Below are 25,857 nucleotides of genomic sequence, written 5' to 3' on the forward strand. Positions count from 1 at the left end.
ATTGTGGGAAAAACCATGCTCGCCACCAGCACGGTGCGTTGCCGCCGGACGGCGGGTTGGATAGGGACGTCGCCAGCATGAACTTTACGGCCCACCCCTGATGACGTCGCATCCCCACCGCATCGTCTTCGCCAATGAGAAGGGCGGCACCGGCAAATCGACCACCGCCGTGCATATTGCGGTCGCGCTCGCGTTTCGCGGCGCGCGGGTCGTCGCCTTCGATCTCGACCATCGCCAGCGCACGATGTGCCGCTATTTCGAGAACCGTGCCGAGACCAGCCAGCGGCGCGGCGTCGATTTGCCCACCGCCATCTGCCATGTCGTCGAGGGCATGGACGAGGCGGCGATGGAGGCATTTATCGAAACCTGGTCCGCAGGCGCGGACTTCGTGGTCATCGATACGCCCGGCCGTGACGATCCGCTTGCGCGCCACGCCGCCACCACCGCCGATACGCTGGTCACGCCGATGAACGACAGCTTTGTCGACTTCGACCTCATCGGCCAGGTCGAGGGCGAGAGCTTCAAGGTCCGCAAGCTGTCCTTCTATGCCGAACTGATCTGGGAGGCGCGGATCAAGCGTAGCCGGACGCAGATCGAGCAGAACCGCGGGCAGATGGACTGGGTCGTGGTGCGCAACCGCACCGGCTATACCGAAGCACGCAATATGGCGCGTATCGAACAGGCGCTGACCGAAATGTCGAAACGCGTCGGCTTCCGCGTTGCCAAGGGCCTGTCCGAACGCGTGGTCTATCGCGAACTCTTCCCCTCGGGCCTGACGCTGCTCGACAAGGGGCAGTTGGGCGATCTCGGCACCAGCCATCTTGTCGCCCGGCAGGAATTGCGCGGCCTCGTGGCCAATCTGCGTCTTCCCGCGAACGAAACGGAAACTCTCGCGGAGGCGGTCCAGTGATCCGCTTCCTCGCGCTTGCGCTGCTGCTCGCGGTGGCGTGTCGCTGGATATTCGGCAAATGGCCGTGGGAATATCTGACCGCGCAGAGCGCGACGGACCGGGCGCTGGCGCAGGCGCGGGCCACACTCGACGTGCCGCGGCATGCCAGCGAAGATGAAATCCGCCTAGCTCACCGTCGCATTGCTACAATAAATCACCCGGACAAAGGGGGTAGCGCAGCCACCTTGCAAGAGGCCAATGCCGCGCGCGACCTCTTGCTCGATCATATTTCCCGGACCCCAACGGAGCCCCCGCAATGACCCACGATTTCCATTCCACCGTGCTGCGCGAATACGACATCCGCGGGATTATCGGCGAAACGCTGGGAGCAGAAGATGCGCGCGCAATCGGGCGCGGCTTCGGGTCGATGCTGGCCGAAGCCGGGGGCACGAAAGTGGCGGTTGGATACGATGGCCGGGTCAGCTCGCCCATGCTCGAACACGCCCTCGTCGAAGGTCTGACCGCGTCGGGCATGGATGTGGTGCGGATCGGCATGAGCGCTACCCCGATGCTCTATTACGCCGAAGCATCGGCGTCAGATGTCGATGGCGGCATCCAGATAACCGGCAGCCACAATCCCGCCAATTACAATGGCTTCAAGATGGTGTTTCAGGGCCGTCCGTTCTTTGGTGCGGACATCCAGGAACTCGGTCGGCGCGGCGCGGCGGGCGAATGGGTCGACGGTTCGGGCGCGGTGGAAGAGCGCGATGTGATCGACGCCTATATCGACCGGATGCTCGAAGCGCTCGACGGGCTCGATCCTGCAACGCTTGCTAGTTTGAAGGTCGGGTGGGACGCGGGCAATGGCGCGGCCGGCCCCGCGCTGGAGAAACTCGCTGAGCGCCTGCCGGGCGAACATCACCTGCTTTACACCGAAGTCGACGGCAATTTTCCCAATCATCATCCCGATCCCACCGTCGAGGCAAATCTCGAGGATTTGCGCGCGCTCGTCGCGGAGAAATCGCTCGATTTCGGAATAGCTTTCGATGGCGATGGTGACCGGATTGGTGCGATCGACGGCGAGGGCCGGGTAATCTGGGGCGACCAATTGCTGATGATCTACGCCGAGGATCTGCTGGCGCGGACCAAGGGCGTGACGATCATCGCCGATGTGAAGGCCAGCCGCGCGCTGTTCGATCATGTCGCGGATCACGGCGGAAAGCCGCTGATGTGGAAGACCGGCCACTCGCTGATCAAATCCAAGATGAAGGAAACTGGCTCGCCGCTGGCGGGCGAGATGAGCGGCCACGTGTTCTTCGCCGACGAATATTACGGCTATGACGATGCGCTCTATGCCGGGATCCGGCTGATTGCCGCATCGGCACGGCTGGGCCGTTCGGTGACCGAACTGCGCGGTGCGATGCGGCCGATGGTCAATACACCCGAAATGCGTTTCCAGGTCGATGAAAGCCGCAAGTTTGCTGCCATCGGCGAAATCGCCGAACGCATTGCTGCGAGCGATGCTGTCGCCGACACCACCGACGGGGTCCGCGTGACCACCGCCGACGGCTGGTGGCTGCTGCGCGCCTCGAACACGCAGGATGTGCTCGTCGCGCGCGCGGAAAGCGAAAACCAGGCCGGCCTCGACCGCCTGGTCGCGCAGATCGACGAGCAACTGGTCGCATCGGGGCTGGAGCGCGGCCCGCAAGCGGGGCACTGAGGGTCTGAGACAAGCGGGAGGCAGAATATGCGTAAACTGTTGAGTACGTCGCTGGCGGCCATGGCGCTGACCATGACCAGCCCGGTCATGGCACAGGACGCGGCGGAAGATCCTGCCGCCGATATGTCTCGCGAGCAGGTCGATGAAATTGCCGGCATGATCGCGGGGATGTTCCAGACCGAACCGCTGACCGAAGAGCAACAGACGCGGCTGCCCGCTGCGCAGCAGGTCGTCGGCAAGATGATGCCCGAAGGCTTTTACGGCCGCATGATGGGCGACATGATGGACCAGATCATGCGTCCCATGATGACGATGTTCTCGGCGCCCGAATTCGTGCTCATGTCGCGGCTGGAGATCGCAGAAGACGATGTGGGCACGCTTGGGGAGGCGCAGCAGGCGGAAATCATGGCCATGCTCGATCCCGCCTATGACCGCCGCGCCGGTGCTGTCGTCAATGTGATCACCTCGCGTATGAGCGGGGTTTTCACCGCGATGGAAGGCCCCATGCGCGATGGCCTTTCCAGAGCCTATGCGGTTCGCTTCGAACCGGCACAGCTCGCCGATATTTCTGCTTTTTTCGCAACGCCCACCGGGACGGTCTATGCGGAGGAATCGATGGCGCTGTTCGCCGATCCGCAGGTGATGCAGGCCATGATGCAGGCGATGCCCGCCATGATGAGCGGGCTTGGCGATCTGGATGCGGCGATGATCGAGGCGATGGCGGCGCTGCCCGCGCAACGCGGCTATGACGATCTCAGCGCGGCGGAGCGCGCACGCCTGGCCGAATTGCTGGACGTGCAAGCCGAGAGCCTGCCCGATCTGGTCAAGCCCCCGGAGACGATGGACGGCCCGGCCAACGCCGACGCGATGTAGTTCGGACCGGCGGGATGCGGCGCTGCGGAACCGAAGGCATGGCTGCTTCGCTGTTGAATTGATGCAGACCGCCATTCCGCCCGAACTGGACGATTGGTTCACCGGGCGCGGCTGGCGTGTCCGGCGGCACCAGGCGGAAATGCTGGCGGCGAGCGATGCCGGGCGCCATGCGCTGCTGGTGGCGGATACCGGCGCGGGCAAGACGCTGGCGGGGTTCCTGCCGACGCTTGCCGACTTTACCCCCTCGCGGCTTGGCGATGCGCCCCCGCCCGAGGGCCTACACACGCTCTATGTCTCGCCGCTGAAGGCACTGGCGCATGACGTGCAGCGCAATCTGCTGACACCGATCGGCGAGATTGGCCTGCCGGTCCGGGTCGAGACACGCAGCGGGGACACCCCGTCGGACCGCAAGAAGCGCCAGCGTACGCGCCCGCCGCATGTGCTGCTGACCACGCCCGAAAGCCTGTCGCTGCTGCTGTCCTATCCCGACAGTTTCGAGCTGTTCCGGGGGCTGAAGCGGATCGTGATCGACGAGGTCCATGCTTTCGCCACCGGCAAGCGCGGCGACCTGCTGGCATTGGCGCTGACCCGGCTGCAGGCGATCGCTCCGGCGATGCAGCGCGTGGCGCTCTCCGCGACGCTCGCCAATCCGGAGGGTTTTCGCGAATGGCTCGCGCCCTGGGGCGAGATCGATACGGTCGAACTGGTCACCGGCGAGGCAGGCGCGCCCGCCGAGGTCGAGATCCTGCTGCCCGATGCCGAGCGTGTGCCCTGGGGCGGCCATGCGGCGACCTGGGCGATCCCGCAGCTCTACGCGCAGATTCGCGAGAACCGCACCACGCTGATCTTCACCAACACGCGCTTCCTGGCCGAGTATATCTTCCAGAACCTGTGGGATGTGAACGAGGATACGCTCCCCATCGGCGTCCACCACGGGTCTCTGAGCAAGGAGGCGCGGCGCAAGGTCGAAGGGGCGATGGCGCGGGGCGAATTGCGTGCGCTCGTGGCGACAGCCAGCCTCGACCTTGGCGTCGACTGGGGGGATATCGACCTCGTCGTGCAGATGGGGGCGCCCAAGGGCTCGTCGCGGCTGCTGCAGCGTATCGGGCGTGCCAACCACCGGCTCGACCAGCCCAGCCGGGCGCTGCTGGTTCCCGGAAATCGCTTCGAATTCCTCGAAGCCACCGCGGCCAAGGAAGCGGTCGACGAGGGCAAGCGTGACGGCGAGGAGTTTCGCCCCGGCGGGCTCGACGTGCTCGCGCAGCATGTCATGGCCTGTGCCTGCGCCGCGCCGTTCCAGGAGGGTGAACTGCTCGCCGAATTGCGTGCGAGCCTGTCCTATGCCTGGGTCGATGACGCTGTGTGGCAGCGCGTGCTCTCCTTCGTCGAAACCGGCGGCTATGCGCTCAAGGCCTATGACAAGTTCAAGCGCATCGTGCGCGACGGCGAGGGCGTCTGGCGGCTGTCGCATCCCGAGCAGGCGCAGCGCCACCGGATGAACGCCGGGATCATCATCGATTCCGAAATGCTCGACGTCCGGATCAGTGCGGGGCGCGGGCGCGGTGGCCGCAGCCTCGGCAAGGTCGAGGAGCGCTTTGCGGCGTCGCTCAGCCCCGGCGATTCCTTCGCCTTCGCGGGGATGAGTCTCGAAGTCGTCAAGCTGCAGGACATGGAAGTGCTGGTGAAGGCCGCCAAGGCGTCCGCCATGATCCCGAGCTATGGCGGGGCGCGGCTACCGCTGACCACGCACCTGGCCGACCGGGTGCGGCAAATGCTGGTCGACCGCGCGGGGTGGGCCCGCTTCCCCGATGATGTGCGCGAATGGCTCGAGGTGCAGGACTGGCGCAGCCGGATGCCGGGGCCGGGGCAGCTGCTGGTCGAAAGCTTCCCGCACGCCAAGCGACATTACAGCGTCTATTACACCTTCGAAGGCTGGAACGCGAACCAGAGCCTCGGGATGCTGATTACCCGGCGGATGGAAGACCGCGGGCTGATGCCGGGTGGTTTCGTCGCCAATGACTATTCGCTGGCGGTCTGGGGGCTTAAGCCGGTCGAGGATCCTGCACCGCTGCTGTCGCCCGATATCCTGCAGGACGAATTCATCGAATGGGTGCAGAATTCGCACCTCCTGCGGCGCGCCTTCCGCGAAGTCGCGGTGATTGGTGGGCTGGTCGAGCGGCAGCATCCGGGCAAGCGCAAGACGGGCAAGCAGGTGACCTTCTCGACCGACCTGATCTATGACGTGCTGCGCAAGTATGAGCCCGACCACGTCCTGCTCGAAGCGGCCTGGGCCGATGCGCGCACGCGGCTGACCGATGTCGGGCGGCTGGGCGATCTGCTCGATCGTTCGGCCGAGCAATTGGTCCATGTCGAACTCGACCGGGTCAGCCCGCTCGCGGTCCCGGTCATGGTGATGATAGGGCGCGAGGCCACCCCGCAGGGCTCGGTCGATGACGAATTGCTGCTCGAAGCGGAGAGCCTCGCGGGTGCGGCGATGCGCGTGGACCTGCCCGCGGGCGACGACGATTAGGCCGCAGGGAGGGCGGCCCAGCTGCTGCCCGCCACATTCGCAGCAGACAAAAAGAAAGGGGCGGATCGCTCCGCCCCTTTCCCGTGTTCTTGTGCTGGCGTCGCCGCGATTAACCGGCCTTGCCGAAAGTCCGGTACCGTTCGTTGCCGACGAAGCCGAACTTGGTCACGCCGCTGGCCTTGATCAGCTGCAGGACCTTGGCCGCGAGATCGTAGCTGGCCTGTGCTTCCGGTTCGAACTGGAGTTCGGGTTCCGGATTGATCGCCTTCGATTCCTCGAGCAGCGTGCGCAGCTGGCCCATGTCGATCGCATTGCCGTTCCACAGGATCTCGTTGTTGGCCGTGAGGACCAGCTTGTTCTTCTCCGGCTCGACGGTGATGTCTTGTGGAACGTCGCTGGGTGCCGGCAGGTCGATATCGACCGAGTGGGTCGCGACCGGAATGGTGATGATGAACATGATGAGGAGAACGAGCAGGACGTCGATCAACGGCGTCATGTTCATTTCCATCATCGGCGCGCCATCATCTGAGCCGCCTGACATTGCCATAGTGGGTTACTCCCTAATCTGCTTTGCCGAACCGCGCGATCAACCGTTGGGGTCGACCGGGTTCGAGATGAAGCCAACGGTGGGATAGCCCGCCGCCTGGACGTTGTAGATCGCACCGGCCACACACGACCACGGAGCATTGACGTCGCCGCGGATGTGAACCTGCGGGATCTTCTCCGGATCCTCCATGATCGCGTCCGGTCCGCCCGCACGCTGCACGATGGCATCGAGACGTTCGAAAGCCTGGTCGTACAGTTCTTCCGAACTCACCGGCGCAACATTGCCGAAATAGACGCGGCATTCACCGCTGCGCGATGCACCTGCAAAGCCCGGCTCGCCGGCGCTCACACCGTTGTCGTCGGTGGTGCTGACGGTCAGGAGAAGGTTTTCGACCTTGTCCTTGGATTCGACCGATTCAAAGACCGGGATTTCCAGCTTCTCGATGGTCTGGATCGCGACCGGAACCGCGATGAGGAAGATGATCAGAAGCACCAGCATCACGTCCACGAGCGGCGTGGTGTTGATGTCCGACATGGGCGTATCGCCGCCACCTCCTGTCGAAATCGCCATGGTTCAGTTCCTAACGTTCGAAATTCTTGGGTTCGATGCGGTGGGTGCGGGGACGGCTGTGCGCCGCCCCCGTATCCGATCGATTACTTCTTGACCGTGGTGGTCGCCGCAGCGGGCTTGGCAGCCGTTGCGGTGCGAGCGGTCGAGGCGGTCGTCGCGGTCATGTAGGTCGGCTTGACGACGCCGTTCGAGTTGATGTTCGCCAGCAGGTCGGTCGAGAATGCGTGGAGCAGCTCGGCGATCCGCTTGTTGCGGCCCTGGAGCCAGTTGTAGGCGAACACGGCCGGAACTGCGACCAGCAGGCCGATGGCGGTCATGATCAGTGCTTCACCAACCGGGCCCGCGACCTTGTCGATCGAAGCCGAACCGGCGATGCCGATGTTGATCAGCGCGCGGTAGATACCGATAACGGTACCGAGCAGGCCGACGAAGGGTGCGGTTGCACCGACCGTCGCGAGGAACGGCAGGCCGCCCGCAAGCTTCGAGTTGATGGTGTCTTCCGAACGCTGCAGCGAACCATGCATCCAGTCATGCGCTTCGAGCTTGTCGGTCATCTTGGCGTGCTGGTCTTCGGCGAGGATCGCGTCGTCGACGAGCTGGCGCCAGGCGCTGTTCTTTTCAAGCTTGGAAGCACCGTCGCGGAGCGAACCGGTCTTCCAGAACTGGGTGCGAACGGCCTTGTACTGGGCGAGCACCTTGCGCTGTTCGAACAGCTTGGTGAACAGGATGTAGAAAGAGCCGACCGACATGATTACCAGCACGGCCAGAATCGACCAGGCAATGATGCCGCCCTGTTCCATGGCTTCAACAAAGCCGAAGGAGTTCTGCGGAGCCGCTTCACCGGCAGCAGCAAGAAGTTCGAAGGTCATAACGAGTAGTCCTTTTGATGCGTCGTTCCCTGCCGGGCCAGCCGACCCCTAAGCAGGGATGAGTTTAATTGAGCCGATAAACGATGGTGGTCGAAACGGTGTCCTGGATTGGATTGCCCGCGGCATCCAGGGCCGGATCGTACCGCGCATAGCGTGTCATCCCGTCGCAAGCCGCCGCATCGAGATCGCTCGATCCGCTGGAATTGCTGACCCGGCAGGAGGCGACGCGACCATCGGTTCCGACGGTGATGGTCACACCGACATTGCCTTCGATGCCTTCGCGTTCTGCGCGGCGGGGATAATTGCTCTGAATCCGGCGAGCCCAGCCGTTCTGGCCCTTGGCCGTGGCACCACGCGCCTGCGAGGGCGGCGGCGGCGGAGCGGGCGGTGCGGGCGGCGGGATGACCAGCCGCGGCGGGGCCGGGGGCGGGATCGTCGTTTGCGTCCGAATTGGCGGCGGCGCCGGGGCGATATTGATCGGCGGCGGCGGTGCTACCGGCGGCGGCGGCGTGTCAGGCACGTTCTCCGGCGGCGGCGGCGGCTCTTCTTCAGGCGGCGGGGGTTCATCGATATCGATCGTCGTCACGCGCTCGACCACCTGCTGGACCGCATCATATGCGAGGCCGGTGATGAGAGCATAGCCGAGAGCAATATGAATGAGGGCAACAATGATGATCGCGACAACGCGATTGCCGCTCATCTGTTGGTCAGCATAAGCCATTCGGTTGCATCACTCCATCGGTCACCCCGGAAAATCCGGGGTATCTGGATGCCCATTTTGCGACCCGCCAGGCTGGCGTGACATGGGGCATCATTAACGCAGTCGCGCCCCTTGGCTTTATTCAAAAGTCCAAGCGACGAAGGTAAACCAAAGTTCCCGATAAGAACCCGGACACCTCTCCCCAAGCAATATTGTGTCATGCGCTCGGGTCCGGCTCGACCCTTTAGCTACGATGCCCTGCCACCGCAAACCCTTTATCGGTTAAGCGCGGATTCAGTGACCTGGCCCGAGGAACCGTGGACAATGCCCATGGGTTCACCGATTCGAGCCTCCCATTTCCCCTGCAAAAAGAATCACCTCCCATGTCGATCCAACGCCATCCCGCGAAGCTCCTGCTCCTCAGCGCCGCGCTGATATGCGCCCCGGCTGCGGCCATCGCGCAGGAGTCCGTCAGCCCCTCGGCCATGACCTATGCCGACATTGTCGATCTTGCCGATAGTGCGCCTCTGGTCCTGCGCGCGCAGATCCGCCAGCAGGCGACGGTTGAGCGCGAACGGTCCCCCGGTCTCGCGCCGGGTTTCGTGCGGCTCTATGTCGAGGCGCGCACCACGGCGCTGATCGCGGGGAATGCCCCCGTCGGTGAGGCGCTGCGGTATCTGGTCGATGTTCCGCTCGATGCGAAGGGCAAGGCGCCCAAGCTCAAGAAGCAGGAGGTGATCCTGTTCGCCCGGCCTGTATCGGGGCACCCGGACCAGCTGCAGCTGGTCGATCCGCAGGCGCAGTTTCCCTATAGCGAACAGTTCGAAGCGCGGCTGCGCCCGGTCCTCTCCGAATTGCTGGCCGCCGACGCTCCGCCGCGCGTGACCGGTATCCGCGATGCGCTGGCGGTCGAGGGCACGCTGGTCGGCGAGTCGGAAACGCAGCTTTTCCTCGACACCGCCGATGACGGGCCGGTCTCGGTGACGATCGTTCGCCGCCCCGGCCAGACGCCGCGCTGGGGTGTGTCCTGGACCGAGATCGTCGATCAGTCGGCGCGCGCACCGCAGCATAATACGCTCGCATGGTACCGGCTGGCCTGCTCGCTGCCAGCCACGCTGCCGGCAAATGCAAACCTGTCGCGCGATCCGCGGGAAAGGGCGCTCGCCACGGCGGACTATGCGCTGGTGCGCGAAGCGCTCGGACCCTGCAGCCGCACGCGCGAATAAAGGCCCCGCTTCACCTCGGCCAAGACAAACTGGTTCCAACCGGGGGGATGGCTGCGCTAGGCGGCTGCCATGGCTGAACCTCTTCGCATTGCCCTCGCCGGGCTCGGCACCGTCGGCACCGGCGTGATCGAGCTGCTCGAAACCAACCGCTCGCTGATCGAAGGCCGCGCTGGCCGCGCGATCGAGATCGTCGCGGTAAATGCCCGCGACCGTGCGCGCGATCGCGGGGTCGATCTCACGCCCTATGCCTGGGTCGACGATATGCAGGCGATGGCGCAGCGGGCCGATGTCGATGTCGTGCTCGAACTCGTTGGCGGGTCGGACGGCCCGGCGCTGACGCTGGCACGCGCGGCGCTCGATGCGGGCAAGGGCTTCGTCACCGCCAACAAGGCGATGATCGCGCACCACGGCCTGGCGCTCGCCGAACAGGCGGCCTTGCGCGGCGCCCCGCTCAAGTTCGAAGCGGCAGTCGCGGGCGGTATCCCCGTGGTCAAGGGACTGCGCGAAGGCGCGGCGGCCAATCGGATCGAGCGGATTTACGGCATCCTCAACGGGACCTGCAATTACATCCTCTCCGAAATGGAGCGCACAGGCGCCGATTTCGGCGAGATGCTCCAGGCCGCACAGGACAAGGGCTATGCCGAAGCCGACCCGACTTTCGATATCGACGGCATCGACGCGGCGCACAAGCTCGCCATCCTCGCGGCGATCGGCTTCGGGGCGCGGGTGGACTTCGACGCTGTCGCGGCGACCGGTATCCGCGAGGTGCGCGCGGCCGATATCACCCAGGCCGGCGCGCTGGACTATGTCATCCGCCTCGTCGGCATCGCGTCGCTCGACGAGAGCGATGGCGCAAAACGGTTGCTCCAGCGGGTCCGCCCCTGCCTCGTGGCGCGCGGCCATCCGCTGGCGGCGGTCACGGGTCCGACCAATGCGGTCGTGGCGGAAGGGAATTTCTCCGGTCGCCTGCTGTTCCAGGGCGCGGGCGCGGGCGCGGGCCCGACTGCCAGCGCTGTGGTCGCCGACCTGATCGACATCGCGCGCGGTGACCTCGGCGCGCCGTTCTCGGTGCCGGTGGGGGAGCTTGAACCCTTCGCACCGGCCGATGCGGGCAACCGGGTGGGCCGCGATTACATCCGCTTTACCGTCAACGATCGTCCCGGCGTGCTGGCCGAAATTACCGCCGCGATGCGCGATGCCGAGGTTTCGATCGAAAGTCTGATCCAGCGCGGGCGCGACCATGCTGGCGGCGAGGTACTGGTGGCGATGGTTACGCATGAAGGACCCGAGCGCTGTGTGACCAAGGCACTCGAGCTGCTCGACGGGTCGCCTAGCCTGACGGCTCCGCCGCTGGTGATGCCGATTCTGAAGGACTAACGGCCTCCTCGGCAGCGCTGCCGTTCGGCGCGAGACCACGGGAGATCCTGTCTGCGTCAGATCCGGGCGGCGCCTCTGGCAGTGCCTCGATATCGATCATCAAGGCCTTGGGCGGCGGGCAGGGGCCGATAAAGCAGCCGCGCGCTGCGACCACGCCGTGGTTGGGAATGCCGAACACGTCGGGAGTGCGCGGATCGCCCCTGTTCATGGTTTCCTCGGCATAGCGCTGCTGCGCACCATCTTCGTCGACCGCGAATGCGCCGTTGTCGCGCCGTCGGCGGCAGACGACGATCTCGCCCGAAATGCTCGCCGCTTCCTGTTCGGCGCTGCAATCCTCCAGCGGGCCGAGATAATCCTCCTGCGGCGCCAATATGTCGATCTGTTCGCCGGGCGCCTGCGCGTCCTGCGCCGCCAGCGGCGGTGCGATCGCGATCATGCCGATCGCCGCGCCTGTCACCCACCAGCGTCTCGACAATGCAAAGCTCCCTGTCTATCCGGCGGGCCTGAAAGTCTTTGTGCCTGCCTTCGCCGCACAAACTCATGGGAGGGACTGAACCCATTATGAACTCGCTCGCCGAAAACCCGCTCGACCGCGTCCTCGTGCTCGAAATGGTCCGCGTGACCGAAGCTGCGGCGGTCGCCGCTTCGAAGCTGATCGGGCGGGGCGATGAAAAGGCCGCCGATGCCGCTGCGGTCGAAGCCATGCGCAAGGCTTTCGATACGCTGTATATGGATGGCACGGTGGTCATCGGTGAAGGCGAACGCGACGAGGCGCCGATGCTGTTCATCGGCGAAAAGGTCGGCGGCGCGCCGGGCAAGGGTCCCAAGATCGACATCGCGCTCGACCCGCTTGAGGGCACGACGATCACTGCCAAGGCAGGCCCCAATGCGCTGGCCGTGCTGGCTGCTGCGGCCGAGGGCTGCCTGCTCAACGCGCCCGACGTCTATATGGACAAGCTGGCGGTCGGCCCGGGCTATCCCGACGGCATCATCGACCTCGCCAAGACCCCGACCGAGAACGTCGAGGCGGTCGCCAAGGCCAAGGGCGTCGCGCCTGCCGATATCATTGTCTGCGTACTCGACCGTCCGCGGCATGCCGACCTGATCGCCGAACTGCGCGGGCTGGGCTGCGGTGTCGTGCTGATCGGCGATGGCGATGTCGCCGGCGTGATCGCAGTGACCGACGAAGACACCACGATCGACATGTATATGGGCCAGGGCGGCGCCCCCGAAGGCGTGCTGGCTGCTGCCGCGCTGCGCTGCGTCGGCGGGCAGTTCAACGGCCGCCTCGTCTTCCGCAACGATGACGAGCGGGCCCGGGCTGCGAAATGGGGGATCGACGATCTCGACCGCATCTACACCCGCGACGATCTGGTGAAAGGCGATTGTATCTTTGCTGCGACCGGGGTCACCGCAGGGTCGCTGCTCGACGGGGTGAAATATCTGCGCGACGGGCGGATGACGACCGAAAGCGTGGTCATGCGCGCCAGCAGCGGTACGGTTCGCTGGATCAAGGGTGAGCACCGCGGAGACTAGGCACGTCGCGGCGGGGAAACGCCTCCGTCCGATGTTGCATATCCGTGACGCTCGGCTAGGCGGGGCGCACATCCAGTTTGCCCGGGGATTCTCCGCATGAAGATCATGGCCGCCAACTCGAACCTGCCGCTCGCGCGGGCCATCGCAGGTTATCTCGAAATGCCGCTTGTCGATGCGCAGGTGCGGCGCTTCGCCGACGAGGAAATTTTCGTCGAGATCCACGAGAACGTGCGCGGCGAGGATGTCTTCGTCGTCCAGTCGACCAGCTATCCGGCCAATGACAATCTCATGGAACTGCTGATCTGCATCGATGCGCTCAAGCGTGCATCGGCGCGGCGGATCACCGCGGTGGTGCCCTATTTCGGTTATGCCCGCCAGGACCGCAAACCCGGCCCGCGTACGCCGATTTCGGCCAAGCTGGTGGCCGATTTGATCACCAAGGCGGGCGCCGATCGCGTGCTTGCGGTCGATCTTCATGCCGGGCAGATCCAGGGCTTCTTCGATATCCCGACCGACAACCTCTTCGCCGCGCCCGTCATGGCAGCGGATATCCAGGCGCGGTATGGCGATCAGGATTTGATGGTGGTCAGCCCCGACGTCGGCGGGGTGGTCCGCGCGCGGGCCCTGGCCAAGCGCCTCGACAATGCTCCGCTGGCGATCGTCGACAAGCGCCGCGACCGCCCCGGCGAAAGCGAAGTGATGAACATCATCGGTGAGGTCTCGGGCCGCCATTGCATCCTGATCGACGATATCGTCGATTCGGGCGGGACGCTATGCAACGCCGCGCAGGCGCTGCTCGACCAGGGCGCGGCCTCGGTCGCGGCCTATATCACCCACGGCGTGCTTTCGGGCGGAGCGGTGGCGCGGGTCGATGGCTCGGCGCTCAAGGAACTGGTGATCACCGATTCGATCCGCCCGACCGACGATGCCAAGGATTCCGACCGCATCCGCATTCTCACCATCGCCCCGCTGATCGGCGAAGCGGTGCGCCGCATTGCCGACGAAAGCTCGGTCAGCTCGCTGTTCGACTGAAGATGGCAACTGCTGCCGATCTCGCGCTTGCCAATCGCCTTGCCGAAGCGGCGGGCGAAGCGATCCGTCCGCTGTTCCGCGGCGAATGGTCGCAGGAACAGAAGACCGATCGCACTTTCGTCACCGAGGCCGACCGCGCCGCCGAAGCCGCGATGCGCGCGATCCTCGAGAGCGAGCGCGCCGATGACGGCATCATCGGCGAGGAATACGGCACGCGCAACGAGGGCGCAGGGCGGCAATGGGTGCTCGATCCGATCGACGGCACCACCAGCTTCATCGCCGGTCGCCCCATTTTCGGCACGCTGATCGCGCTGATGCAGGACGGCTGGCCGGTGCTTGGCGTGATCGACCAGCCGATCGCGCGTGAACGCTGGGTCGGACGGATCGGCGAGGGCACCACCTTCAACGGCAACCCGGTGCGCGCGGTAGCGTGCAAGGAGCTGTCGGACGCAGTTCTGGGAACGACCACGCCGCACCAGTTCTCGGGCGACGATGTCGAAGCCTTCATGGGCGTCGCCAAGGCGGTGGCCGAGCGCAAGATCATCTATGGCGGCGATTGCTACAATTACGGGCTCGTCGCCTCTGGCCATGTCGACATCGTGGTGGAGGCGGGCCTCAAGCTGTATGATTTCGCAGCGCTGGTCCCGGTGGTCGAAGGCGCCGGCGGCGTGATGAGCGACTGGCAGGGCAATCCGCTCGATGCGGGCAGCGACGGGCGCGTGATCGCGCTGGGCGATGCGGCGCGGCTCGAGGATGTGCTCGAGGCCATGGGCGGTTCGGCGATTCCCGCGCACGGGCACTGATCGCCCGCGCACCCGTTTCCCCTGCCATGCAGACCATTTTGATAACCGGCGCGGGCAATGGGATCGGGCGCGCCATCACCATGCATTTCCACGCTCTTGGCTGGCGCGTGATCGGGCTGGACAATGACGCCGAGGCGCTGGCCGAATTGCGCGCTGCGCTACCCCGTGAAAACGCGCTGTTCCTCACTTGCGACGTCGGGCGCGAGGGCGCGGTCGGTCAGGCCTTCGAGCGCATCGCCGAGCGGTTGGGCGACGCGGCGCTCGATTGTCTCGTCAACAATGCCGGGATCGCCGATCCCTATGCGGGTCCGCTCGAAGACCTCGATCTGGCGGACTGGCAGGCGTGGATCGATGCCAGCCTGACTGCCGCTTTTCTCGTGACCCGCGCCGCGGTGCCGTTCCTCCGCCGTAGTGCCAGCGCCAGCATCGCCAATATCTCATCCACCCGCGCAGTGATGAGCGAGCCCGACACATTTGCCTATGCCGCGGCCAAGGGCGGGCTCGATGCCCTGACGCATTCGCTGGCAGTTTCGCTCGGCCCGACGATCCGCGCGAATGCGATCCGGCCCGGCTGGATCGAAACCGGGCCATGGCAAAAGAAAGACAGCCGCAGCGATCCCGATCACCGCCCCAAGGACCGCGAGCAACATCCGGTCGGCCGTATCGGGCGCCCCGAGGATATCGCCGAAGCGGTCGCCTATCTGCACGAAGCTGGTTTCGTGACCGGCCAGCACCTCAATATCGACGGTGGCATGACCGCGAAGATGATTTACGAGCACTGACATGGCCGGGGAGGGATCACTTGCAGGACGCATTGCGCTGGTGACGGGCGCGGCGCGCGGGCTCGGCTTCGAGATCGCCCAGCGGCTGGCCGAGCGGGGCGCTACCGTATGGCTCAACGGGCGCGATGTTGATGCGCTGGACACCGCCGCCGCGCGGATCGGCGCGCACGCGCAGGTGCTCCCCTTCGACATTGGCGACGACCAGGCGAGCGCGGCAGCCTTCGCGCGCCTCGGCGAGGGCGGCCTCGATATCCTCGTCAACAATGTCGGACAGCGCGACCGGCGGCCGCTGGACCAGCTGCAGCGGGACGACATGGCGGCGATGCTGGCGACCAACCTCGTCGCGCCCTTCGATCTCGCGCGCCGCGCGGTGCCGCTGATGCAGGCGCGCAAATACGGGCGGATCATCAACATCACCTCGATCGCCGCCGATATCGCGCGGGGCGATGTGCTCTACACCGCCAGCAAGGGCGGGCTCGCCGCGCTGACCCGCGCGCTGGCAGCCGAGCTCGGCATCACCGGGATTACGGTGAATGCGGTCGCCCCCGGCTATTTCGCGACCGAGGCGAACGGGACAATGACTGCCGATCCGGAGATCGCCCAGCATCTTTCCCGGCGCACTTCGCTCGGCCGCTGGGGCGAACCAGACGAGATCGCCGGGGCGGTCGCTTTCCTCGCTTCGCCCGAGGCAAGCTATATCACCGGGCACACGCTGGCGGTCGATGGCGGGTATCTGACCCACTTCTGACTTGCTTTACCGCGCAGAATCGCTATCAGCGCGGCCTTCACCGACACGTGATTCATCTGCCGGTCTGGCCGTAAGGGCTGCCAGGGCTGGTTGGACGTGTCTCTGTCAAGGAGATGAAAATGCCCAAGCTTAAGACCAAGAGCGGTGTGAAGAAACGCTTCAAGATCACTGCAACCGGCAAGGTCAAGCATGGTGTCGCCGGCAAGCGCCACCGTCTGATGAGCCACAATGCGAAGTATATTCGCCAGAACCGCGGCACCACTGTCCTGTCGGATGCCGACAGCAGAACAGTGAAAAAGTGGGCGCCCTACGGCCTCGACTGAGCGCGAATTAAGGAGAATACGAAATGCCTCGCATTAAACGCGGCGTCACCACGCGCCAGAAGCACAAGCGGCTATTGGATCAGGCGAAGGGCTATCGCGGCCGTCGCAAGAACACGATCCGTGTCGCTCGCCAGGCCGTCGAAAAGGCCGGCCAGTACGCCTATCGCGACCGCAAGGTCAAAAAGCGCAACTTCCGCGCCCTGTGGATCCAGCGCATCAACGCCGCGGTCCGCGCCGAAGGCCTGACCTATTCGCAGTTCATGCACGGCACCAAGCTTGCCGGCATCGAGCTCGATCGCAAGGTCATGGCCGATCTGGCGATGAACGAAGGCGCTGCCTTCAAGGCGATCATCGATCAGGCCAAAAAGGCGCTTCCCGCCTAGGCTCCTGTTTTTCAGGAACTTTCAAAGGGCGCTCCGCGAGGGGCGCCCTTTTTGCATGGGGGGAACTTGTCGCCCATCGACAACTGTCTATGATCCGGGTTCGCAAGTCGGAGGGCGCGGTTGACCGGTTTGGACAGTATCGATGTGCGTTTCTTTGCGCCGCCTGCCGATCTGGCCCCCTGCTTCACGACTTTCTACCGGCTCGAAGTGAACCTGCCTGCGGGCGAGACGCTCGAGGATTGGCTGCAGCCCGAGTGGGCTAATCTGCGATTCTTCTCCGACAATCCGCCCACGGCGGAGTTTCCCGACGGGCCACGCGTAAGCGGTGCTCGCTTCCAGGCGACGGGGCCGAGTTCATGCCCCACGCATTTCACCATTGGGCGCACGCGCATGTGGGGCATCGGCCTGTTCCCGCTGGGCTGGGCGCGCTTTATCGGGACTTCGGCGAGCGATCACAGCAACACCATCGTCGATGGCGAGCAATCCCCGATCTTCGAACGGTTCGCGCCCCTGTGCGAAAAACTGTGCACCCGCGACTATTCGGACGAGGAACAGTTCGACTTCCTGACCGACTTCTTCCGCCAGCTGGCGGGCCCGCCGCGCGAACAGCCGCGAATCCAGAAAATCCACGGGGTGATGGTCGATCCGCAGCTCTTGCTGGTCGAGGAATTCGCACGGCGCAGCGGGATGTCCAAGCGCACGCTCGAACGCATTTGCGCACGCCATTTCGGGTTCTCGCCCCGCCTGTTGCTGCGCCGCCAACGGCTGATGCGCAGCCTCGCCGCCTTCATGCTCGAACCCCGGTCCAGCTGGTCCGCCGTGATCGACCGCCATTATCACGACCAGTCGCATTTCGTGCATGAGTTCCACGCCTTCATGCGCTGCACGCCCAGCGAATTCGCCGCGCAGCCGCATCCCGTGCTCGGTGCCTTCATGGCCGAGCGCAAGCGGATCTGGGGATCGCCCGCGCAAACGCTCGACACGCCGGACTGACGGAGGCCGGCGTGGCTATCGACTATGCAGCGACGGGAGGGATGAACTCTCTGGTTGAGCGGGCGAATGCAGGTAGGGCAGGACGGCGATGAACACCGGGCATGCCCAGGCTGGCTTGGCGCTGCGGTTCTTCCTGCCGCCCCCCAGCCTGCGGCCGTTTGTGTCGACGCTTTATCACATGGAGATCTCCGGCGCCGATCCGCAGCCGATCGAAGACTGGCTGCATCCCGAATGGGCCAATCTGCGGATCATTCCCGACCGGACCGTCGCCGCCGGGATCGGGGGCAAGCCGCTCCAGCGGATACCCCGCGCCGTGGTCGTCGGCCCGACCAGCGTGGCGACCCATTTCCGCGCCTGCAACGGCCGCTCGTGGGGGATCGGTCTGCTGCCATTGGGCTGGGCGCGTCTGACCGCTGCCCCCGCCAGCAGCTATGCCGACGACTATGCCGATATCGCGGTGGATCCGGCGTTCGCCCGTCTGCAACCGCTCGGTGCCTGTGTGCCCGCGGGCAGCGGCGATCTGGCCACCGAAAAGACCGCTTTGCTACGCGAGCTGAAACGGCTGCTGGCCCGTCCCGTAGCACGCGAGAAGGATATCCTGCGGGTCGAAGAAGCGCTGGCCGATCCGCGCTTCGGCACCGTCGCCGAACTGGCCGAGGAGCTCGGCATGAGCACGCGGACCATGGTGCGGTTTTCCAGCCGCGTGTTCGGCTTTGCCCCGCAATTGCTCCTACGCCGCCAGCGCTTCATGCGCAGTCTCGCCAAATTCATGCTCGACCCTTCGCTCAGGTGGATCGACACGCTCGACAGCCACTATCACGACCAGGCCCACTTCGTGCGCGACTTCAAGCGGTTCATGACCATGTCGCCCAGTGCCTATGCCAAGCGTCCGCACCCTGTGCTGATCGCCGCCGCGCATGCGCGCATGGCGGTGGCGGGCCAGGCGTCGCAAGTGCTGCATCGGCGCTCGATCGACTAGCATCCGCCGGCAGCGGGACTCGGGGGCCAACCGGGCTCGGCCGCGCATGACCGACGGGGCAAAACTCTTGCATTTCCGCGAAATTAACCCTTAGGCCCCGCGCAGGGGAGCACGATGATGACATCGTCGTTGAGGGTATCCGAATACAATTCGGACGGTTTGCGGTTGCGGCTCGTGCGGCCGCCGCCCGACCTCGCGCCCTATCTCTCCGCCTATTACCGGACCGAATTGGACGCCGGCGTGGAGGTCGAGGATTGGCTTCCTCCCGAAGAGGCAAACCTGCGCACCGGCGAGGCATCGATCTACACGGCGGTAATCGGCGAAGGTCCGCTCGCCCCCGTGCCCGCGGCGGTACTCTCCGGTCCCACCGACCGGGTCACGCGCGTGCGGATCGTCGGAGGCAAGTTCTGGGGCATCGGCCTGACCCCGGCCGGCTGGACGCGGTTCATCGGAACACCCGCCAGCGAGATGGCCAACAGGTTTTGCGCTATGGGCCAGACGGCGGCCGACCGTTCGCTCCATGCCATGCTCGACCAGCTGCGCTGTGACGGTGACGATCTTGCCGCCGCGGCGCGGCTGATCAACCGGACCTTCCGCGCCCTGCTTGGCGAGCAGCCCGAGGCCGAAGCGACCGTGCAGGCGGTCCACCGCGGCGTATTGGCACTGGAAAGCACCTCCGTGCGGGCGATGTCTGCGCAGATCGGCCTGAATGCGCGGACCTTCGAACGCTTCTGCAAGCGGCATTTCGGGTTTGCCCCGCGCACCCTGCTGCGGCGGCAGCGCTTCCTGCGCAGTCTTGGCGAATATATGCTCGATCCGTCGATGCGCTGGATCGGGTCGCTCGACATGCACTATTGGGACCAGGCGCATTTCATCCGCGACTTCCGCGCCACCATGAACATGACGCCGAGCGAGTTCGCTGCGCTGCCCCATCCGGTAATCAAGGCTGCGGTGAGTGTGTCGAACATGAACGGCGGCGTGGCGATGCAGGCGCTGTACCACCCCGAACGGCTCGCCCGACCCGAAACTGGGCTTTAGCATTTCGCCACATCGGGCTAGGGGCGCGGTGCACAGAGTCCCGACAATTCCAAGCAGACATGATGACCGACCTCGACCAACTCAAGACCGATGCGCTGACGCGGATCGAAAATGCTCCCGACGCGGCTGCGCTCGAAGCGCTGCGGATCGAATTCCTCGGCAAGCAGGGATCGATCTCGGGCTTGATGAAAACGCTCGGCAAGATGTCGCCCGAAGACCGGCAGGTGCAAGGGCCCTTGCTCAATGACCTGCGCACCGCGGCCGCCGATGCTATCGCCGCGCGCAAGGCGGTGCTCGAGGATGCGGAGCTCGAAGCGCGCCTTGCCACCGAAAGTCTCGACCTCACATTGCCCGCACCGGCTGCCCCCACGGGTTCGGTCCATCCGGTCAGCCAGGTGATGGACGAACTGGCGGAAATCTTCGCCGACCTCGGCTTCTCGGTCGCTACCGGTCCCGAGATCGAGGACGACTGGCACAATTTCACCGCGCTCAACATGGCCGAAACGCATCCTGCGCGGGCGATGCACGACACCTTCTATTTCCCCGACCACGATAGCGACGGGCACCGCATGCTGCTGCGTACGCATACCTCGCCGGTGCAGATCCGCTCGATGGTCGAAGTTGCTTCGAAGGATGCAGGGGGCGCGCCGATCCGGATCATCGCCCCGGGCCGCGTCTATCGCAGCGACAGCGACGCGACGCACACGCCGATGTTCCACCAGGTCGAAGGTCTGGTGATCGATCGCGATATTCATCTGGGCCATCTCAAGTGGACGCTGGAGACCTTTCTCAAGGCCTTCTTCGAACGCGACGACATCGTGCTGCGCCTGCGCCCGTCCTATTTCCCCTTCACCGAGCCGTCGGTCGAGGTCGATGTCGGCTGGCAGGATGTGAAGGGCCGCCGCGTGCTCGGCGGGGACGGTGACGCGCCGGGGCATGGCTGGATGGAACTGCTGGGCAGCGGCATGGTCAATCGCCGCGTGCTCGAGTTCGCCGGGCTCGACGCCGACGAATGGCAGGGCTTCGCCTTCGGCGTGGGCGTCGACCGCCTCGCCATGCTCAAATACGGGATGGACGATTTGCGGGCCTTCTTCGATGGCGACGGACGCTGGCTCGATCATTACGGCTTCAGCCCGTTCGACCAGCCCACCCTTTCCGCAGGCGTAGGAGCGAAGGCATGAAGTTCTCGCTCGAATGGCTCAAGCACTTCCTCGACACCGATGCTTCGGTGCCGCAAATCGCAGCCGCGCTCAACCGGATCGGCCACGAGGTCGAAGGCATCGAGGACCCGGCGGAAAGGCTCGCCGGGTTCCGCGTCGCCAAGGTGCTAACCGCCGCCAAGCATCCCGATGCCGACAAGCTGCAGGTGCTGAGCGTCGACACGGGCGAGGGCGATCCGCTGCAGGTCGTCTGCGGCGCGCCCAATGCGCGTGCGGGCATGAAGGGCGTACTGGGCCTGCCCGGCGCGGTGGTTCCGGCCAATGGCATGGAACTGCGCAAGAGCGCGATCCGCGGGGTCGAATCGAATGGCATGATGTGTTCGGTGCGCGAGCTCGAACTGGGCGACGAGCATGACGGCATTATCGAACTGCCCGAGGATGCAGCGGTCGGCACCAGCTTTGCCGAATACAGCGATGCGTCGCCCGTGTTCAACGTCGCGATAACGCCCGACCGCCCCGATTGCATGGGCGTGCTGGGCATTGCGCGCGATCTGGCCGCCGCGGGGCTGGGGACGTTCAAACCGGTCGATGTGCTGACCATCGTGGGTGACGGCGCGTGCCCGGTCGAAGTGAAGATCGAAGACACAGAAGGCGTCCCGGCCTATTTCGCCCGGGTGATCCGCGGCGTTCGCAACGGTCCATCGCCTGACTGGATGCAGCGCCGGCTCAAGGCGGCCGGCCAGCGGCCGATCAGCGCGCTGGTCGATTGCACCAACTATCTGATGTTCGCGACCGGGCGCCCGGCGCATGTCTACGACCTTACCAAGCTGACCGGTGCGATGGTCGCCCGCCGCGCTGCGACTGGTGAGAGCGTCGAGGCGTTGAACGAGAAGACCTACACACTCGACGAGACGATGACCGTGATTGCCGACGATAGCGGCGTCCATGATATCGGCGGGATCATGGGCGGCGCGCATTCGGGCGCATCGGACGACACTTGCGATGTCCTGCTCGAGATCGCCTATTTCGATCCCGAGCGCATCGGCGTGACCGGGCGCAAGCTGGGACTTGCCTCCGATGCACGTACGCGCTTCGAGCGCGGCGTCGACCCGGCGTTTCTCGATGATGGTCTCGCGCTGCTGACCGACCTGATCGTCCAGACCTGCGGCGGCCAGCCGACCGAGGTGGTGCGTGTGGGCGAGCCGCCTGCCGAAGCCAACCTCGTGGCATTCGATCCCGCCCTGACCGCGCGTCTGGGCGGTGTCCAAATCGGCGAAGACGAACAGCGCCGCATTCTCGAAGCGCTCGATTTTGCGGTCGGTGCCGACTGGCAGGTCGCCTGCCCGCCGCGCCGCCACGATATCGAAGGGCCAGCCGACCTGGTCGAGGAAGTGGTCCGGATCCACGGCCTCGATCACGTCGCCAGCGTCGCGCTTCCGCGGGCCGAAGGCGTAGCGAAGGCGACCGCGTCCCCGCAGCAGCAGCTTGAGCGTAAGCTGCGCCGGGCTGCCGCTGGGCGCGGGCTCAACGAAGCGGTGACCTGGTCCTTCCTCCCCACTGCCGAAGCCGAGCATTTTGCCGAGGGCAATGCGCTATGGGTGCTCGACAATCCGATCAGCGAAGACATGAGGGCGATGCGCCCCTCGCTGATCCCCGGTCTGCTGAGCGCTGCCAAGCGCAATGCCGATCGCGGCGCCGATGGCTCGCGGCTGTTCGAGCTCGGGCGGCGGTATTTCCGCGGCAAGGATGGCGCAAGCGACGAGAAGCCGACGCTGGGGCTGGTGCTTGCGGGCGACAAGACGCCGCGTGGCTGGGCGCAGGGCAAGGCCGCGCAGTTCGACGCGTACGACGCCAAGGCCGAGGCGGAAGCACTGCTCGCCGCCGCTGGCGCGCCAGTCGATAATCTGATGGTCATGGGCGAGGCGGGTGACCAGTTCCACCCCGGCCAGTCGGGTACCTTGCGGCTCGGCCCCAAGAATGTGCTCGCCCGCTTTGGCGCGCTGCACCCCAAAACGCTCAGGACCTTCGATATCGATGGTCCGGTAATGGCGGTCGAGATTTTCCTCCACGCCATCCCCGCGAAAAAGGGCGGCGGCAGCTTTGCCCGTCCTCCCTTTGCGCCGCCGGCGCTGCAGGCGGTCACGCGCGATTTCGCCTTCCTCGTCCCCGCGGACCTTCCCGCGAATGACCTCGTGCGCGCAGTCAGGGGCGCGGACAAGCAGGCCATCGTCGAGGCGCGGGTGTTTGACGTGTTCGCGGGCCAGGGCGTGCCCGAAGGCAAGAAATCGGTCGCGGTCGAAGTGGTGCTGCAGCCGGGGGACAAGAGTTTCACCGATGCCGAGATCAAGACGATCGCCGACAAGGTCGTTGCTGCGGCCGGCAAACAGGGCGCGGAGCTACGCGGATGACCAGGACAGCTTTCGTGACCGGCGCCACGGCGGGCATTGGCGAGGCCACCGTCCGCACACTGGTGGCAAGCGGCTGGCGCTGTATTGCGACCGGTCGCCGCAAGGAACGCCTCGATGCGCTTGTCGAAGAGTTGGGCGCGGACAAGGTCCACCCCGCAGTTTTCGATGTGCGCGATGCCGATGCGATGGACGCTGCTATTGCCGCGCTGCCGGATGGTTTTGCTGGCATCGACCTGCTGGTCAACAATGCCGGTCTCGCGCGGGGCCTATCGCCCGCGCAGGAAGCCAGCCTGGACGACTGGCAGACGATGATCGACACCAATGTCACGGCAATGGTGGTGCTTACCCGCAAGCTCCTGCCAACGCTGATCGAGCGCAAGGGTGCGATCATTGCAATCGGTTCTGTGGCGGGCAATTATGTCTATCCGGGCGGTAACGTCTATGCAGGCTCCAAGGCCTTCGCGAACCATTTCACGCTCGCGCTGCGCGCCGACCTGCATGGTACCGGCGTACGCGTGACGAGCATCGAACCGGGGATGGTCGAAACCGAATTCACGTTGGTGCGCACCGGCAGCCAGGATGCCAGCGACGACCTCTACCGCGGCGCGAACCCGATGACCGGGCAGGATATCGCCGACATGATCAAATGGGTCGCCGAACTGCCCCCGCATCTCAACATTAACCGGCTCGAACCGATGCCGGTGAACCAAGATTTCGCCGGCTTTCGGGTGGCGAGAGAGCACCACTGACCGTCATCCCCGCGACGGCGGGGGTCCAGCCGACCTTTCCGCCCGTTGATATGTTATCTGGATTCCCGCCTGCGCGGGAATGACGAGGAAAGTTGAAATGTCGAACCGCCGTACCTTCGCGATCATTTCGCACCCCGACGCGGGCAAGACCACGCTCACCGAAAAGCTGCTGCTGACCGGCGGCGCGATCCATCTCGCGGGCGAGGTCAAGGCGCGCGGGCAGGCGCGGCGCGCGCGGTCTGACTGGATGAAGATCGAACAGCAGCGCGGCATCTCGGTGACCAGCTCGGTCATGACCTTCGAACGCGAAGGCATCACCTTCAACCTGCTCGACACGCCGGGGCACGAGGACTTCTCCGAAGACACCTACCGCACGCTGACCGCGGTCGACAGCGCCATCATGGTGATCGACGCCGCCAAAGGCATCGAGCCGCAAACGCGCAAGCTGTTCGAGGTCTGCCGCCTGCGCAGCGTGCCGATCATCACCTTCGTCAACAAGGTCGACCGCGAGGGCCGCCCCGTATTCGAATTGCTCGACGAGATCGCCGACATGCTCGCGCTCGATGTCAGCCCGCAGGCCTATCCGGTCGGCATGGGCGGCGAGTTCGAAGGCGTGCTCGATTTCGCCAGCGGCTGCGTTGCGCGGCCCGAGGGACCCAGCAAGGAATTCCTCGGCAAGCGCGATTGCGATGCGGAAATCCCCGAACGCTTCGCCGAGAACATCGAGCTGGCGCAGATCGGCTATCCCGAGTTCGATCTCGAGGCCTATCGCAGCGGCGATCTCACGCCGGTCTATTTCGGCTCAGCACTGAAAAACTTCGGCGTCACCGAGCTGATCGAGGCGATTGCACAATACGCCCCGCCGCCGCGTCCGCAGCCTGCGGGGGAAGAGCAGATCCCGCCGACCCGCGACGAGGTCACCGGCTTCATCTTCAAGGTCCAGGCGAACATGGACCCCAACCACCGTGACCGGATCGCCTTCATGCGGCAGGTCTCGGGCACCTTCAAACGCGGCATGAAGCTGACGCCGAGCGGGCTGGGCAAACCGGTGGCGATCCATTCGCCGATCCTGTTCTTCGCGCAGGACCGCGAGGTGGCCGATACCGCAGAACCGGGCGATATCATCGGCATTCCCAACCACGGTACGCTGCGGGTGGGCGATACGCTGTCCGAAAAGAACGTGATCCGTTTTACCGGCCTGCCCAATTTCGCACCCGAAATCCTGCGCCGTGTCGCGCTGGTCGATCCGACCAAGACCAAGCAATTGCGCAAAGCGCTCGACGATCTGTCCGAAGAGGGCGTGATCCAGGTGTTCTATCCCGAGTTGGGCGGACAGTGGATCATAGGCGTCGTCGGTCAGCTCCAACTCGAAGTGCTGATCAGCCGCCTGTCGGCCGAATATAAGGTCGAAGCCAAACTCGAAGCGTCGCCCTTTGCCACTGCGCGCTGGGTCAGGGGGGATGCGAAGGCGCTGGCAGAGTTCGAGAAATTCAACCTGTCGACGCTGGCCAAGGATCGCGATGGCGATCTGGTGTTCATGGCCAAGAGCCCGTGGGATGTGAACTACCAGCAGGAAAAGAACCCCGACCTCATCTTCTCGGCGACGAAGGAGCGGTAGGCTT

At 65.1% G+C, this 25,857-nt stretch carries 26 protein-coding genes; 21 read left to right on the plus strand and 5 right to left on the minus strand.

The window, feature by feature from the left end:
* Nucleotides 1–100 precede the first annotated feature (100 nt).
* The 5 genes from V6B15_RS13680 to V6B15_RS13700 all read left to right on the plus strand — a co-directional run bounded on the left by V6B15_RS13680 (nt 101) and on the right by V6B15_RS13700 (nt 6,012).
* Nucleotides 101–910, plus strand: coding sequence for a division plane positioning ATPase MipZ (locus tag V6B15_RS13680; protein WP_334201641.1), 810 nt, complete (start codon nt 101–103; stop codon nt 908–910).
* Nucleotides 907–1,209, plus strand: coding sequence for a DnaJ domain-containing protein (locus V6B15_RS13685; RefSeq protein ID WP_320181179.1), 303 nt, complete (start codon nt 907–909; stop codon nt 1,207–1,209). The genes V6B15_RS13680 and V6B15_RS13685 overlap by 4 nt, the downstream gene beginning before the upstream one ends.
* On the plus strand, nt 1,206–2,609 hold the full coding sequence (gene pgmG / locus V6B15_RS13690; protein WP_334201642.1) for a phosphoglucomutase/phosphomannomutase PgmG: 1,404 nt from the start codon (nt 1,206–1,208) through the stop codon (nt 2,607–2,609). The genes V6B15_RS13685 and pgmG overlap by 4 nt, the downstream gene beginning before the upstream one ends.
* Nucleotides 2,610–2,636: 27 nt before the next feature.
* On the plus strand, nt 2,637–3,482 hold the full coding sequence (locus V6B15_RS13695) for a DUF2059 domain-containing protein (protein WP_334201643.1): 846 nt from the start codon (nt 2,637–2,639) through the stop codon (nt 3,480–3,482).
* Nucleotides 3,483–3,543: 61 nt separating this feature from the next.
* Nucleotides 3,544–6,012: a ligase-associated DNA damage response DEXH box helicase gene (locus V6B15_RS13700; protein ID WP_334201644.1), complete on the plus strand. Its 2,469-nt coding sequence runs from the start codon at nt 3,544–3,546 to the stop codon at nt 6,010–6,012.
* 109 nt (nt 6,013–6,121) lie between these two features.
* On the opposite strand, the gene V6B15_RS13705 is transcribed toward V6B15_RS13700, so the two are convergent.
* The 4 genes from V6B15_RS13705 to V6B15_RS13720 form a co-directional block, all read right to left on the minus strand.
* A complete protein-coding gene (locus V6B15_RS13705; protein ID WP_334201645.1) occupies nt 6,122–6,559 on the minus strand; it encodes an ExbD/TolR family protein in 438 nt (145 codons plus the stop codon).
* 39 nt (nt 6,560–6,598) lie between these two features.
* Entirely contained in the window at nt 6,599–7,129 is a 531-nt protein-coding gene (locus V6B15_RS13710) for an ExbD/TolR family protein (RefSeq protein ID WP_253520692.1), read from the minus strand.
* Nucleotides 7,130–7,212: 83 nt separating this feature from the next.
* Nucleotides 7,213–7,998 carry a MotA/TolQ/ExbB proton channel family protein gene (locus tag V6B15_RS13715; RefSeq protein WP_253520689.1) on the minus strand — a complete coding sequence of 262 codons (786 nt, stop codon included), beginning with the start codon at nt 7,996–7,998 and terminating at the stop codon, nt 7,213–7,215.
* Nucleotides 7,999–8,062: 64 nt separating this feature from the next.
* Nucleotides 8,063–8,719: an energy transducer TonB gene (locus tag V6B15_RS13720; RefSeq protein WP_253520687.1), complete on the minus strand. Its 657-nt coding sequence runs from the start codon at nt 8,717–8,719 to the stop codon at nt 8,063–8,065.
* A 362-nt stretch (nt 8,720–9,081) separates the two neighbouring features.
* On the opposite strand from V6B15_RS13720, the gene V6B15_RS13725 reads away from it, so the two are divergent.
* Both V6B15_RS13725 and V6B15_RS13730 read left to right on the plus strand, forming a co-directional pair.
* Nucleotides 9,082–9,924 (plus strand): hypothetical protein, encoded by an 843-nt coding sequence (locus tag V6B15_RS13725; RefSeq protein ID WP_334201646.1) that lies wholly within the window; start codon nt 9,082–9,084, stop codon nt 9,922–9,924.
* 69 nt (nt 9,925–9,993) lie between these two features.
* A complete protein-coding gene (locus tag V6B15_RS13730) occupies nt 9,994–11,301 on the plus strand; it encodes a homoserine dehydrogenase (protein WP_334201647.1) in 1,308 nt (435 codons plus the stop codon).
* Here V6B15_RS13730 and V6B15_RS13735 read toward each other — a convergent pair.
* Nucleotides 11,255–11,776 carry a hypothetical protein gene (locus tag V6B15_RS13735; RefSeq protein WP_334201648.1) on the minus strand — a complete coding sequence of 174 codons (522 nt, stop codon included), beginning with the start codon at nt 11,774–11,776 and terminating at the stop codon, nt 11,255–11,257. The two genes, V6B15_RS13730 and V6B15_RS13735, sit on opposite strands and share 47 nt — an antisense overlap.
* An 86-nt stretch (nt 11,777–11,862) precedes the next feature.
* Between V6B15_RS13735 and glpX the strand changes: the two genes are divergently transcribed.
* The 14 genes from glpX to V6B15_RS13805 all read left to right on the plus strand — a co-directional run bounded on the left by glpX (nt 11,863) and on the right by V6B15_RS13805 (nt 25,853).
* Nucleotides 11,863–12,837: a class II fructose-bisphosphatase gene (glpX, locus tag V6B15_RS13740; RefSeq protein ID WP_334201649.1), complete on the plus strand. Its 975-nt coding sequence runs from the start codon at nt 11,863–11,865 to the stop codon at nt 12,835–12,837.
* Between the two features lie 96 nt (nt 12,838–12,933).
* Complete coding sequence (locus V6B15_RS13745; RefSeq protein ID WP_253520676.1) at nt 12,934–13,869, plus strand: ribose-phosphate pyrophosphokinase; 936 nt, start codon at nt 12,934–12,936, stop codon at nt 13,867–13,869.
* Nucleotides 13,870–13,871: 2 nt separating this feature from the next.
* Nucleotides 13,872–14,672: a histidinol-phosphatase gene (hisN, locus tag V6B15_RS13750; RefSeq protein ID WP_334201650.1), complete on the plus strand. Its 801-nt coding sequence runs from the start codon at nt 13,872–13,874 to the stop codon at nt 14,670–14,672.
* A 26-nt stretch (nt 14,673–14,698) separates the two neighbouring features.
* Nucleotides 14,699–15,454, plus strand: a complete 756-nt coding sequence (locus V6B15_RS13755; protein ID WP_334201651.1) for an SDR family NAD(P)-dependent oxidoreductase — start codon at nt 14,699–14,701, stop codon at nt 15,452–15,454.
* A 1-nt stretch (nt 15,455) separates the two neighbouring features.
* Nucleotides 15,456–16,202 (plus strand): SDR family oxidoreductase, encoded by a 747-nt coding sequence (locus V6B15_RS13760; protein WP_334201652.1) that lies wholly within the window; start codon nt 15,456–15,458, stop codon nt 16,200–16,202.
* A 119-nt stretch (nt 16,203–16,321) separates the two neighbouring features.
* Complete coding sequence (rpmI, locus tag V6B15_RS13765) at nt 16,322–16,525, plus strand: 50S ribosomal protein L35 (RefSeq protein WP_253520667.1); 204 nt, start codon at nt 16,322–16,324, stop codon at nt 16,523–16,525.
* Nucleotides 16,526–16,548: 23 nt separating this feature from the next.
* Nucleotides 16,549–16,908 (plus strand): 50S ribosomal protein L20, encoded by a 360-nt coding sequence (gene rplT / locus V6B15_RS13770; protein ID WP_006834668.1) that lies wholly within the window; start codon nt 16,549–16,551, stop codon nt 16,906–16,908.
* 120 nt (nt 16,909–17,028) lie between these two features.
* Entirely contained in the window at nt 17,029–17,901 is an 873-nt protein-coding gene (locus V6B15_RS13775) for an AraC family transcriptional regulator (protein ID WP_334201653.1), read from the plus strand.
* Nucleotides 17,902–17,989: 88 nt separating this feature from the next.
* Nucleotides 17,990–18,880: a helix-turn-helix domain-containing protein gene (locus V6B15_RS13780; protein WP_334201654.1), complete on the plus strand. Its 891-nt coding sequence runs from the start codon at nt 17,990–17,992 to the stop codon at nt 18,878–18,880.
* Nucleotides 18,881–18,994: 114 nt separating this feature from the next.
* Nucleotides 18,995–19,918, plus strand: a complete 924-nt coding sequence (locus tag V6B15_RS13785) for a helix-turn-helix domain-containing protein (RefSeq protein ID WP_334201655.1) — start codon at nt 18,995–18,997, stop codon at nt 19,916–19,918.
* A gap of 62 nt (nt 19,919–19,980) precedes the next feature.
* The gene (pheS, locus tag V6B15_RS13790; RefSeq protein ID WP_334201656.1) at nt 19,981–21,099 is read left to right on the plus strand and encodes a phenylalanine--tRNA ligase subunit alpha; all 1,119 of its coding nucleotides are present in this window, start codon (nt 19,981–19,983) and stop codon (nt 21,097–21,099) included.
* A complete protein-coding gene (gene pheT / locus V6B15_RS13795; protein ID WP_334201657.1) occupies nt 21,096–23,486 on the plus strand; it encodes a phenylalanine--tRNA ligase subunit beta in 2,391 nt (796 codons plus the stop codon). Before pheS ends, pheT begins: the two co-directional genes overlap by 4 nt.
* Nucleotides 23,483–24,235 (plus strand): SDR family NAD(P)-dependent oxidoreductase, encoded by a 753-nt coding sequence (locus V6B15_RS13800; RefSeq protein WP_334201658.1) that lies wholly within the window; start codon nt 23,483–23,485, stop codon nt 24,233–24,235. The genes pheT and V6B15_RS13800 overlap by 4 nt, the downstream gene beginning before the upstream one ends.
* A gap of 97 nt (nt 24,236–24,332) precedes the next feature.
* Nucleotides 24,333–25,853, plus strand: coding sequence for a peptide chain release factor 3 (locus tag V6B15_RS13805; RefSeq protein WP_334201659.1), 1,521 nt, complete (start codon nt 24,333–24,335; stop codon nt 25,851–25,853).
* Nucleotides 25,854–25,857: the final 4 nt, after the last annotated feature.

It is taken from the genome of Qipengyuania sp. Mu-71 (assembly GCF_036867055.1).
Classification (GTDB): domain Bacteria; phylum Pseudomonadota; class Alphaproteobacteria; order Sphingomonadales; family Sphingomonadaceae; genus Qipengyuania; species Qipengyuania profunda.

Coding starts and splice junctions, on each gene's coding strand:
- V6B15_RS13720 (WP_253520687.1), bottom strand. CDS start 8,719: ATGGCTTATGCTGACCAACAGATGAGCGGCAATCGCGTTGTCGCGATC.
- V6B15_RS13755 (WP_334201651.1), top strand. CDS start 14,699: ATGCAGACCATTTTGATAACCGGCGCGGGCAATGGGATCGGGCGCGCC.
- V6B15_RS13695 (WP_334201643.1), top strand. CDS start 2,637: ATGCGTAAACTGTTGAGTACGTCGCTGGCGGCCATGGCGCTGACCATG.
- pheT (WP_334201657.1), top strand. CDS start 21,096: ATGAAGTTCTCGCTCGAATGGCTCAAGCACTTCCTCGACACCGATGCT.
- V6B15_RS13715 (WP_253520689.1), bottom strand. CDS start 7,998: ATGACCTTCGAACTTCTTGCTGCTGCCGGTGAAGCGGCTCCGCAGAAC.
- V6B15_RS13800 (WP_334201658.1), top strand. CDS start 23,483: ATGACCAGGACAGCTTTCGTGACCGGCGCCACGGCGGGCATTGGCGAG.
- pgmG (WP_334201642.1), top strand. CDS start 1,206: ATGACCCACGATTTCCATTCCACCGTGCTGCGCGAATACGACATCCGC.
- V6B15_RS13780 (WP_334201654.1), top strand. CDS start 17,990: ATGAACACCGGGCATGCCCAGGCTGGCTTGGCGCTGCGGTTCTTCCTG.
- rplT (WP_006834668.1), top strand. CDS start 16,549: ATGCCTCGCATTAAACGCGGCGTCACCACGCGCCAGAAGCACAAGCGG.
- V6B15_RS13700 (WP_334201644.1), top strand. CDS start 3,544: ATGCAGACCGCCATTCCGCCCGAACTGGACGATTGGTTCACCGGGCGC.
- V6B15_RS13785 (WP_334201655.1), top strand. CDS start 18,995: ATGATGACATCGTCGTTGAGGGTATCCGAATACAATTCGGACGGTTTG.
- V6B15_RS13760 (WP_334201652.1), top strand. CDS start 15,456: ATGGCCGGGGAGGGATCACTTGCAGGACGCATTGCGCTGGTGACGGGC.
- V6B15_RS13805 (WP_334201659.1), top strand. CDS start 24,333: ATGTCGAACCGCCGTACCTTCGCGATCATTTCGCACCCCGACGCGGGC.
- V6B15_RS13730 (WP_334201647.1), top strand. CDS start 9,994: ATGGCTGAACCTCTTCGCATTGCCCTCGCCGGGCTCGGCACCGTCGGC.
- pheS (WP_334201656.1), top strand. CDS start 19,981: ATGACCGACCTCGACCAACTCAAGACCGATGCGCTGACGCGGATCGAA.
- V6B15_RS13710 (WP_253520692.1), bottom strand. CDS start 7,129: ATGGCGATTTCGACAGGAGGTGGCGGCGATACGCCCATGTCGGACATC.
- V6B15_RS13745 (WP_253520676.1), top strand. CDS start 12,934: ATGAAGATCATGGCCGCCAACTCGAACCTGCCGCTCGCGCGGGCCATC.
- V6B15_RS13725 (WP_334201646.1), top strand. CDS start 9,082: ATGTCGATCCAACGCCATCCCGCGAAGCTCCTGCTCCTCAGCGCCGCG.
- V6B15_RS13680 (WP_334201641.1), top strand. CDS start 101: ATGACGTCGCATCCCCACCGCATCGTCTTCGCCAATGAGAAGGGCGGC.
- V6B15_RS13705 (WP_334201645.1), bottom strand. CDS start 6,559: ATGGCAATGTCAGGCGGCTCAGATGATGGCGCGCCGATGATGGAAATG.
- glpX (WP_334201649.1), top strand. CDS start 11,863: ATGAACTCGCTCGCCGAAAACCCGCTCGACCGCGTCCTCGTGCTCGAA.
- hisN (WP_334201650.1), top strand. CDS start 13,872: ATGGCAACTGCTGCCGATCTCGCGCTTGCCAATCGCCTTGCCGAAGCG.
- rpmI (WP_253520667.1), top strand. CDS start 16,322: ATGCCCAAGCTTAAGACCAAGAGCGGTGTGAAGAAACGCTTCAAGATC.